This is a genomic window from Longimicrobiaceae bacterium (assembly GCA_035696245.1).
Lineage (GTDB): Bacteria > Gemmatimonadota > Gemmatimonadetes > Longimicrobiales > Longimicrobiaceae > DASRQW01.
Genome location: DASRQW010000336.1, coordinates 1 through 9,917 on the forward strand (window position 1 = coordinate 1; position 9,917 = coordinate 9,917).

Here is a 9,917-nt window from a genome sequence, read left to right on the forward strand (position 1 = left end):
GGTCGGCCGTCTGGCCGCGCTGCTGCTGCGGGCGCATGTTCAGCTCGCGGTAGTCCGACCCGTACCCCAGCTGCCGGTCGTATCTGCCCATGGTGCCTCCGCTTCGGTTGCGGTTCCCGTGCGGCCGGCGCTGGATCCATCGCGCCGCCGCCTGCCCACCCGGAAGTGCAAGATCCCTTCCCAAACGGGAGATGCGCGGCTTTTCACGAGTCCCGCTGCATCCCCGCCCGATCCAAGCCCCCGGTCCGCGCGGGACGGGTGTCGGGCACGTCGGGACGGGAGATGCGGCGCGGGATGACGATGGGCGGGTGCGATGCTATCTTCCGAGCGCCGGCTGCACTCGTGGTCGGCACCGCAGCCCGATCTCCCCACCGCATCCCGAACGAGAGTCCATGGCCCAGACCGTCGTGCAGGTGGACGCCTTCGCCGACCGGCCGTTTGCCGGCAACCCCGCCGCTGTGTGCGTGCTCCCCGCACCGGCGGACGAGCAGTGGATGCGCGACGTGGCGCGCGAGATGAACCTCTCCGAGACCGCTTTCCTCCACCCCGCGGAAGACGGCTTCCACCTGCGCTGGTTCACGCCCACGGTCGAGGTCGACCTGTGCGGCCACGCCACGCTCGCCAGCGCCCACGTACTCTGGGAGTCCGGCGCGCTCGCCCCGGGCGCCGAGGCGCGCTTCCACACGCGAAGCGGCCTGCTCACCGCGCGCCGTGCGGACGGGTGGATCGAGATGGACTTCCCCGCCAAGCCCGAGGACCCCGACGACACCCCGGATGGGCTGGAGCAGGCGCTCGGCGCCCCGGCCGTGTACGTGGGCCGCAGCCAGTTCGACGTGCTGGTGGAGCTGGAGTCGGAAGAGGCCGTCCGCTCGCTCGCGCCGGACATGACGCTGCTCCGGGCCGTCGAAGCCCGCGGCGTGATCGTCACCGCGCGGTCGGAGATGGACGACGTGGATTTCGTGTCGCGCTTCTTCGCGCCGCGCGTAGGCGTGGACGAGGACCCGGTGACCGGCTCGGCGCACTGCGTGCTGGCGCCGTACTGGGCCCACGAGCTGGGCCGCGATGCGCTGGTCGGCTACCAGGCGTCGGCCCGCGGCGGCATCGTCCGCGTGCGCGCCCGCGGCGACCGCGTGATCCTGGCCGGCCAGGCCGTCACCGTCCTGCGTGGTGAGCTGGTCTAACTCTCGTAGCCGCAAACACCTGGCTGTTATGGCGGTGCGATTCGTCGCATCCGATCCGTGTGCGGCTGCGCAGACACTCGGGCAGTGCGCCGAATCGTCCGAGACGCATCTCCAAACGCTTTGTATCCGCGGAGATGCAGCGGTACGGATCGGATGATGCGGATCGTGAAGTTCGCGGCGGGCGATGAACGGCAGGCATCACCATCCACCTGGATGCGAGGCGGCATGGAACGGCGGAACATCTCCAGCGGCGGGCAGTGGGAGCCCATCGTGGGCTACTCGCGGGCGGTGCGGGTGGGACCGCACGTCCACGTGGCGGGTACCACTGCCACGGGCGACGACGGCGTGCTGGTGGGCCCCGGCGATCCGTATGCGCAGACGGTGCAGGCGCTTCGCAACGTGGAAGCCGCCCTCAGCCGCGCCGGCGCCCAGCTTGAAGACGTGGTGCGCACACGTGTCTACGTGACCGACATTGCGCGGTGGGAGGCGGTGGGCCGCGCGCACGGCGAGTTCTTCGGCGTGATCCGCCCCGCATCTACCATGGTGGAGGTCAGCCGGCTGATCGACCCCGCCATGCTGGTGGAAGTGGAAGCCGACGCCTACGTTCCCGAAGGGCGCGCCGAGCCGCCGCCCGCTCCCTGACCTCGCAGCAGCTCTCCCCCAACCGGGCCGCATGAAGACCCTGCTCCCCCGCATCGTCGCCGCCGCGCTCGCCCTCGCCGCATGCGGCCGCGCCGAGGCTCGCACCGAAGCCCCGCCCCAGGCAGATGCGTCCGCCGCATCCGCCAAGGCCGCGGCGTCCATGCCCCTCGTAGCGAAGGCGGGCGGTGGGATGAGCACCGCCCCGCGCACCACCGTGTCGTCCGCCACCGCGGCGGACGACACGTGCGCCGGGCAGGACGCGAAGCCCGCGGGCCAGGTCGCCGAGGCGGGCGTGGAGTACGGCAAGCTCTGCGCGTACCCGACCGACAGCACCGGGACCGCCGCCGCACACGCCGACCCCACGCGCCTGGTCGCGCAGCTCAACGCGAAGGCGCACGGCCAGCCGTAGCCGGGCGGCGCCGGCACTGTGGATGAAAAGCGGGTCCGCACCATTCCGGTGCGGACCCGCCGTCTTTTCCGCGTCCTCGCGCAGCGGCGTCCGTCACCGGGCGCGGGCCTGGCGCGACTCGCGCGCGCCGTACGCGATCCAGCAGCGCAGGCATCGCCGGCAGAACCGATAGTGGCCGCCGGTGAGGCGCAGCGGCGTCTTCAGCCCCAGCGGTGCCTCGGTGCGCATCGTCTCCGCGCCGCACGCCGGGCAGGCGCGTCCGGCGTTCAGGATGATGCCGCGGAGCTTGAAGAGCGAGTGCATGAAGGCCGGGCCGATGCGAAAGGTCCCTTCGGGCCACACGCCGCAGCACGTCGCGGGCCGCGAGGAGAACACGGACGTAAGGGCGCCAATATAATGGGGGCGCCAGCCGGCCGCACGCCCCTTCGCCGTCCGCCTCCCGGAACGCCAATTTTCCGGATGCCCGGAGATACAGCCTCGCCGGACGCGGCGTTGGAAGATGCGCATCGCGGGGCACGATGATGCGCAAACGTTTGGTGTCAGCCGAGGAAGCGCTTCGTCAGGCGGATCAGGCGCTCGTCCTCGCCGGCCGCTTCCGCGTCCTTGAGGATGCGGCGGACGTGACGGTGCAGGCGCGGCTCGCCCCACAGGTAGCCGGTCGCGGCCTCTGCGCTGCCGGTGTTGCCCTCGCGCGCGGCCTCGATCAGCGCCCGCGCTGCCTCGCGGTCGAACGACGGGTCGTCGCGCGCCGGCAACCCGAAGCGCCCCGGCACCGCCCACCCGCCCGAGTCCTCGTTCACGAACGCTCTGGACATCGCCGCATCTCCCGTGGATAGCCCGCCACCTCATCAATCGAGAAGCCTGCCGGCCACCCATCCGCCGAAAAGCTCCAGCCGTTCATCTGTGGATGGACGCCCGCTGCGCATCAGCCGAAGGCCAAGGTCCGCATCTACCCGGACGCTCGTGGGTTCGCATCCCCCTGAAACGCTGCGAATCGCGCCCTGCCGTACATCTCCGGAAAACCCCGCTGGGGGCGGATGGCCGCCCATCTCCGGAAATACCCGAACGTTGATCCACCGCGCATCTCGCGGGGACGTCGCTTGACGGCGCCAGGCTCCGACTCATCCCGGGCGATCGGCTCGAACCATCTCCCTTGCGGGGCAAACGAAACAGGGTGGACGAGCCGGCTGGCCCGTCCACCCCGGAAGTTCCGTTCCGCGCGGCTCAGGCGCCGGGGGTGCCGCCGTAGCCCGGGTCCGTGGGCGCCTGCTGCGGGTCTGCCGGGCGCGGCGCGCGCACCCGCGGCGGGTGGCCGAAGGCGTACTGGAAGGTCACGTACGCAGCCCGCATCCCCATGCTGCGCCGGCTGTCCTGCTGGTAGCGCGCGTCGCCCGTGACCACGCGGAAGTGCAAGGTGTTGAACGGGTCGGCCAGGCGCAGGCTCACGCTGCCCTTCTCGCCCATCACCTTCTGCCGCAGCGACAGGTTCACGAGCGAGAAGGCCGACACGCGCCCGCCCTCCACGTTCATGGGCGCGCGGTACATGTAGAACGCCTGCGCGTCGAGCCGCGGGTTCACCTTGACGTTTGCGTTCACGCGCGCCGACCACGCGGTGGCCTGCGTGCTCACGCCGGCGTTGCTGCCGTCGGTGTCGATGTGGAAGACGCTGACCCCCGCGAAGCCGCTCAGCAGCCCGCCCGGCCGCAGCGACGCGTTCACGTCGGTGCCGTACGCGTTGCTGGTGGACAGGTTGAGGAAGCTGCTGGTGGTGATGCCCGCGTCGTCCACCGTGCGGACGCGGCGGATGGCGTCGACGGTGTGGCGGAAGAAGGGGCTGACCTGCAGCGAGCCCTTCTGGCCGGACTGCTGGAAGCCCAACTCGAACGCGTGCGTGTACTCCGGCTTGAGCCCCGGGTCGCCGCGGATCACGTTCTGCGCGTCCTCGTACACGGTGAACGGGTTGAGCAGGCGCGTGTCGGGCCGCTGGATGCGCTTGGAGTAGCTGGCCTTCACCTGGCGCGTGTCGCTCAGGTTGAAGGCCGCCAGCGCGCTGGGGAAGAGGCTGGTGTACGCGTTGTCGTACTTCTGCCCCGTGGTCGCCAAATCGAACGTGGTGGTCGCCCGCTCGGCGCGCAGGCCGCCCTGCAGGTCCAGCCGCCCCATGCTGCCGCTGAGGACGCCGTACGCGGCGTTCACCCGCTCGTCGTAGCGGAAGGCGTTGGTCTGGCCCGCGTCGGGCAGCCACGCGTTCTGCGCGTACGAGAAGCTCTCCGCGCCGAAGTCGTTGTCCAGGCGCCGCAGCGAGCCCTTGTAGCCCGTCTCCAGCTTGGCGCGCTTGCCCAGCCCGCGCACGTAGTCGGCCTGCGCGGTCACGTTGCGGCTCAGCGCGTCCAGGCCGGTGTGCTGGAGGTCCGGGAGCGCGGTGGTGGCGCTGCCGTCGGGCGCGCGGTCCCAGCGCGAGAAGTCGTTCAGCATCTCGCCGCGCGCGCGGTTGAAGCGCACCTCGGCCGAGAGCTCGTTGCGCTGCGGCTGCACCGTGTGCTTGAACGCCAGCGAATAGTCCTGCGTGAAGTCGGTGTTGTGGCCGTCGGTGAGGCGGTCGTAGCGGCCGGTGCTCGCGCGGGTGGCGTCCAGCTGCGTGTACGCGCTGCTGCTGGCCGCGCCGAACGAGCGGCGGTTCAGGAGCGCGGTGGTGGAGAGGACGTCGCGCGCGCCCAGCTTCAGTTCGCCGCTGCCGTTGAAGGCGTGCGAACGGCCGTCGAAGGTGCCGTCGATGTCCTCCTGGAGGAAGGTGCGCGGCTCCAGGAAGCGGTTCTCCAGGAAGTGGAAGCCGGCGATCTCGCGGCGGTCGGCGTTGAAGCCGTAGTTGCCGAAGAGCGTGACGGGGCCGCTCTGCCAGCCCACGTTGCCGCCGCCGTTGTACTTGCTGCCGCTGCCCATGCCGAGCTGGAACCCGCCGCTGGTGCCCAGGTCGGCGTTCTGCTTGAGGACGATGTTGACGATGCCCGCCATGCCGTCCGGGTCGTACTTGGCCGACGGGTTGGGGATGACCTCCACCTTGTCCACCGAGCTGGCGGGGAGCTGCTTGAGGAAGTTGGCGAGCTGGTCGCCGCTCATGGGCGCCGCGCGGCCGTTGATCTGCACGGCCACGTTGGGGTCGCCGCGCAGGCTCACCTTGCCGTCGCCGTCCACCTCGATGGAGGGCACGTTGCGCAGCACGTCGCTGGCGGTGCCGCCCGTGGCGGCGATGTCCCTGGCCTGGTACGTGTTCCGGTCCGGAGCGAGCGAGACGGCGGCGCGCTCGCCGGTGGCGGTGATGGCCTGGAGCTGCACGGCGCCCGCGGCGAGCCGAACCGTCCCCAGGTCCGCCTGCGGCGCGTCCGGCGCCACCGCCACGTCCGATCGCAGCGCCGACGTGTAGCCCAGCGAGCTGACGCGCACGTAGTAGCGCCCCGGCCGCACCCCTTCGATGCGGAACGAGCCGTCCGGCCGCGTCACGGCGCCCGTCACCAGCGAGGAGTCGCGTGCGCTGCGCACTGCGATCGAAGCCGAGGCCACGGGCCGGCCCGTCGTGGCGTCCACCACCGTGCCGCGGATGAGGCCGCCGGCTGCCTGCTGCGCGCCTGCGGAGGGCGGCGTGCGTGCGCCGGGAGGCGGGCCGGCGGGTGTCTGCGCGGCGGCCGCCGAAGCCGCCAGCGCGAGCGCGGCGAGAGTTCCAACGAGGCGTTTCATGGTATCGTTCCCCTAGTCGGGAATGGTCGGATGCACGATCGGGTAGGGCGGATGGGCCCGGAGGACGTGACCTGCGCCGGCGGTGCGGGGCCGGGTGCCTGCCGGGGGATTTGGACGCCCCGCACCCCCGCACCGTTGCCCGCCGCCGCCGGCGGTCCACTACGCGCCGCACCTGCCGGGGGATTCAGCGTAAGCGCCACGCATCCGCTCGGATGATCGGAACGCGTTGCGGAGCAATCGGTTGCGGTCCTCTTCCCCCGTGACCCTCCGCGAGGACGATGCGGTCCCGGCGATGGGACGCCACGGCCCGTTTAGCCAATCTCCGGGCCGGTGCAAGGGCGGCCGCGGACCCGCCGCAGGTCTGCCATACCGACGGGAAGCCTGTGCGCGGGAGACGGTGGTCCGTTTTCCGCGTTGTCGCCAACGAGTTGTCGGACGGATTGGGTTCGATTCGCTCGATGGAGAGAGGTTCGGCGCGCGTGCCGGAAGAGTTGTACGATGCGGCGGATGGAGTGACCTCCCCAGGGGGCGGTTGTTCGGGGGTAGGAATCGAGGGCGAAAGCTGTTATATTATTGTCAGCGAATGGTTTAGGTGTAGATGCACGGCGGGTCTCAGTTGTGGCCCGGTCCGTGCAACTGATCCAGGCCGACCGCGGGAGGGCACGACCGGCGTCTCCCGCGGATACGAAGTTCGATCTCACCGAGTCCGAGCGCCCGGGTGGCGCCAGCGGGACGGAAACACACCAGACGGAGCGAAACCCGATGCGCGTTCTCAAGCTTGCAGTCCTTATGTCCGCCTTCCTGGGCGCCGCCGCCTGCCAGCCCGACCAGGCCAAGAAGCCTGCCGAGGACCTGAGCTGGCTGGACAGCCTGGACGTGAAGACGCCCGCGGTCGACTCCGCGGTGGTCTCGCCCACCGAGCTGGGCCTCCAGGCGGCCCCGTCGCCCACGGCGCAGGCGCTCGCCGCCCCGGCCGAGGCGCCGGCCGCCGCGACGCACCGGGCCAGCACGACGCACCGGGCGACCACGCACCACGCGACGCACCGTTCCTCGGGCAGCTCGGCGAGCAGCGGCAGCAGCGAGCCCATCTACTCGGCCCCGCGCACCCGCACGGTCCGCCACACGAAGCGCGACGCCATCATCGGCGCGGGCACCGGCGCGGTGATCGGCGCGGTCGCCGGCGGCGGGCGGCACCGGGTGAAGGGCGCCATCATCGGCGGCGCGGCGGGTGCCGCGGTGGGTGCCATCTTCGGCCACAAGGTCGACAAGCAGCAGGTCCAGTGGTAAGCTCCGCCCCAGCGGCGTAGCACCCTTGAAGCGCCTCCGCCCCGGTACGGGCGGAGGCGCTTCGCTTTGCACCTGCCGGACGCGTCCGCCGCCCGCATCCGCGGCACGGCGGGCGGATACGCATCTCGTGCGATTCCGCTCCCGCGCCATGGGCGGTCTGCCGCGCATCCGCCCCGGCTCGGCGGAGTTGCATCTCCGACCGGCGGCTGGTCGCCAGTACGCGGGGCGATAGCGGCACCGTCACACATCTCCCGAAATTCAATTTCGTCTAAGTGCGGGACCGCATGCCATCTACGCGTGTCCGGAGCGCGGCGGGCGCTCGTGTTTCGCCAGTGCTGCGCCGCCGTGGCGCACGGAATGCGGTAAGGCGAGCCGGCCGCAGCGAACGGGAGACGGGCGGGCCACGAAGACTGCCCTGAGAAGGAAATTTCTTGGCAGACGGGTGCGGGACGCGTAGGTTCTCCCATCAGCAGCGGCTGCTGCACCACTCTTATCCCCCATCAGGTGAACGAGCATGGCAAGAGAGACCGGCACGGTGAAGTGGTTCAACGCGGAGAAGGGCTTCGGCTTCATCACGCGCGAGAACGGCGAGAAGGACTGCTTCGTGCACCACAGCGCGATCCAGGGCAGCGGCTTCAAGAGCCTGGACGAGAACGAGCGCGTGGAGTTCGACGTGGTGCAGGGCGCCAAGGGCCCGGCGGCCGAGAACGTGGTGCGTCTCGACGCGCCGGCGGGCGGCGGTGAAAGCAGCGGCGGCGGCTACGGCGGTGGCGGCGGCGGCCGTGGCGGCGGTGGCGGCGGCTACGGCGGCGGCGGCGGTGGTGGCGGGGGCCGTGGCGGCGGCTACGGCGGCGGTGGCGGCGATCGCGATCGCGGCGGCCGCGGCGGCGGCTGGTAAGCAGCTGCATGCAGCATGAAGAAGCCGGGCCACCTTTGCGGTGGCCCGGCTTTTTTCGATTTGCATGGCTAGATCGGCCAACGGCCGTGCCCGGACAGGATTCAACCGGAGTCGCAGAGTTCCGATCTGGAGTTCAACCCCAATTGCTGAAATCGGGGCGGTGTTTCGGCGGGCGATTCCGGTACAAGGCTCGGCGCTTCAGTATCCGACCATGTTGGCGCAAAAGTTCGTGCAGGCACGGCGAACTCGGCAGCGAAGACGCGAGGTTTCGCCGATTCGAACACACGTTTTTGCGCGGAGCGGTGTCAGAGTTTGAGGAGCACTTCGATCTTACCTAACGCCTCATGCAGCACCACCGCTGGTACCTGCGTGATCGGGCTTACTTGGCGGCTCCTCCAGTCCAGACTTTTGATTTGATCTACCAGCGCAACCCCGTGGACCGGCAGGCCCGCAGGAAGCGCCACTTCGAACGGGTAGCCCTTCTTCTGGCTCGTGATGGGGCAGAAGAGCGCGAGCCCAGCCTTGCTATTGTAGCTGCCCGGGGAGAGGGTAAGCGCCGGACGCCGTCCCGCCTGCTCGTGGCCTGACTGTGGATTGAAGCTGATCCAGACGATGTCGCCGCGTTCGGGGATATATTCCGCCTCGCTCACCAGGCCTCCTTGCCCAGGGGAGGCCCGGAATTCACTTCTCCGTGCACGTTGTCGGCGGTGATGCCCGCCAGCAGCTCGTCGAGCGTGAATGGAGCAGGCGAGGTTTTTTCAACCACGAGACGTCCGTCCATGAGGGAGATCTCCACTTCGGCACCCCGGGTGATCCCGACCTCCTGCGCGAAGGAACTGGGGATTCGAAGGCCCAAGCTGTTGCCCCACTTCTGAATCTGAACACGCATGGTGGTTTCCTCGAGAGCGTGGAACGCTGCATGTGGATATACAAAGAATATCCATGGGGAAGCCGTAGATCAACCCGGCGGCGTTCTGCGCCATGTCCGACGGCACCGTGGCGCGGGGGGACACAATGGAAGCGTCCCACAAGCGTCCGGGTGGGGCAAGGTGTCTATGGCTGCATACGATTCAGACGAGGTGTCGCGGAGTCCTGCCGAAGGGGCGGGCCGCTGCTTTGGCGAGCGGGGAACACGCCGTGCGCTCGGCTGTAATCGTACGTCCGTTCCAACGGCACTTCCCCCGAACCGTGAGTCTCCATGAAGCTGACGACGTACGCCCGGGCCGCCTGGGTCCCGGCGGCCGGCGCGCTGCTGCTGGCCGGCGGCCTCCAGGCGCAGACGGCCCCCAGCGCGCCCGGCATCGACCCGGCCAACTTCGACCTGACCGTGCGGCCGCAGGACGACTTCTACCGCTACGTGAACGGCACGTGGCTGCGGAACGCGCAGATCCCGGCCGACCGCTCCACCACCGGCGCCTTCATCGACCTGCGCGACCGCAGCGAGAACGCGCTCCGCACCATCGTGGAGGCCACGGCGGCGAAGCACAACCGCCCCGGCAGCGACGAGCAGAAGGTGGGCGACCTGTATGCCAGCGTGATGGACTCGGCGCGCGCGGAGCGGCTGGGCCTCACGCCGCTGCGGCCCGAGATGGCGCGCATCGCGGCGCTCACCGGCAAGGCGGCGCTGCCGGAGCTGTTCGCGCACCTGAACACCATCGGGGTGCAGGTGCCGTTCGGCTACTCGATCCAGCAGGACGCGAAGAAGGCCACGGAGTACGTGGCGTCGCTGAACCAGGGCGGCCTGGGCCTGCCGGACCGCGACTACTAC

At 70.3% G+C, this 9,917-nt stretch carries 10 protein-coding genes and 1 pseudogene; 6 read left to right on the forward strand and 5 right to left on the reverse strand.

Annotated features, from left to right (window positions below; genetic code table 11):
* The first annotated feature begins 392 nt into the window (after positions 1 to 392).
* From VFE05_15565 to VFE05_15575, 3 genes are all read left to right on the forward strand, one after another.
* The gene (locus VFE05_15565; GenBank protein HET6231491.1) at positions 393 to 1,181 is read left to right on the forward strand and encodes a PhzF family phenazine biosynthesis protein; all 789 of its coding nucleotides are present in this window, start codon (positions 393 to 395) and stop codon (positions 1,179 to 1,181) included.
* A gap of 225 nt (positions 1,182 to 1,406) precedes the next feature.
* On the forward strand, positions 1,407 to 1,823 hold the full coding sequence (locus VFE05_15570; protein ID HET6231492.1) for a RidA family protein: 417 nt from the start codon (positions 1,407 to 1,409) through the stop codon (positions 1,821 to 1,823).
* Between the two features lie 31 nt (positions 1,824 to 1,854).
* Entirely contained in the window at positions 1,855 to 2,232 is a 378-nt protein-coding gene (locus VFE05_15575) for a hypothetical protein (protein ID HET6231493.1), read from the forward strand.
* A 93-nt stretch (positions 2,233 to 2,325) separates the two neighbouring features.
* Here VFE05_15575 and VFE05_15580 read toward each other — a convergent pair whose 3' ends face one another.
* From VFE05_15580 to VFE05_15590, 3 genes are all read right to left on the reverse strand, one after another.
* The gene (locus VFE05_15580; protein HET6231494.1) at positions 2,326 to 2,574 is read right to left on the reverse strand and encodes a hypothetical protein; all 249 of its coding nucleotides are present in this window, start codon (positions 2,572 to 2,574) and stop codon (positions 2,326 to 2,328) included.
* A gap of 197 nt (positions 2,575 to 2,771) precedes the next feature.
* Positions 2,772 to 3,047, reverse strand: a complete 276-nt coding sequence (locus VFE05_15585) for a hypothetical protein (protein HET6231495.1) — start codon at positions 3,045 to 3,047, stop codon at positions 2,772 to 2,774.
* Positions 3,048 to 3,456: 409 nt separating this feature from the next.
* Positions 3,457 to 5,964, reverse strand: a complete 2,508-nt coding sequence (locus tag VFE05_15590) for a TonB-dependent receptor (protein HET6231496.1) — start codon at positions 5,962 to 5,964, stop codon at positions 3,457 to 3,459.
* 762 nt (positions 5,965 to 6,726) lie between these two features.
* On the opposite strand from VFE05_15590, the gene VFE05_15595 reads away from it, so the two are divergent.
* The gene (locus VFE05_15595; protein ID HET6231497.1) at positions 6,727 to 7,251 is read left to right on the forward strand and encodes a glycine zipper domain-containing protein; all 525 of its coding nucleotides are present in this window, start codon (positions 6,727 to 6,729) and stop codon (positions 7,249 to 7,251) included.
* A 514-nt stretch (positions 7,252 to 7,765) separates the two neighbouring features.
* Positions 7,766 to 7,972 (forward strand): annotated as a pseudogene (locus VFE05_15600) (cold-shock protein).
* A 482-nt stretch (positions 7,973 to 8,454) separates the two neighbouring features.
* On the opposite strand, the gene mazF reads toward VFE05_15600, so the two are convergent.
* Both mazF and VFE05_15610 read right to left on the reverse strand, forming a co-directional pair.
* Positions 8,455 to 8,799: an endoribonuclease MazF gene (mazF, locus tag VFE05_15605; protein ID HET6231498.1), complete on the reverse strand. Its 345-nt coding sequence runs from the start codon at positions 8,797 to 8,799 to the stop codon at positions 8,455 to 8,457.
* A complete protein-coding gene (locus VFE05_15610) occupies positions 8,796 to 9,038 on the reverse strand; it encodes an AbrB/MazE/SpoVT family DNA-binding domain-containing protein (GenBank protein ID HET6231499.1) in 243 nt (80 codons plus the stop codon). Before VFE05_15610 ends, mazF begins: the two co-directional genes overlap by 4 nt.
* A gap of 309 nt (positions 9,039 to 9,347) precedes the next feature.
* On the opposite strand from VFE05_15610, the gene VFE05_15615 reads away from it, so the two are divergent.
* The coding region (locus VFE05_15615) for a hypothetical protein (protein HET6231500.1) at positions 9,348 to 9,917 on the forward strand (570 nt) is incomplete at its 3' end.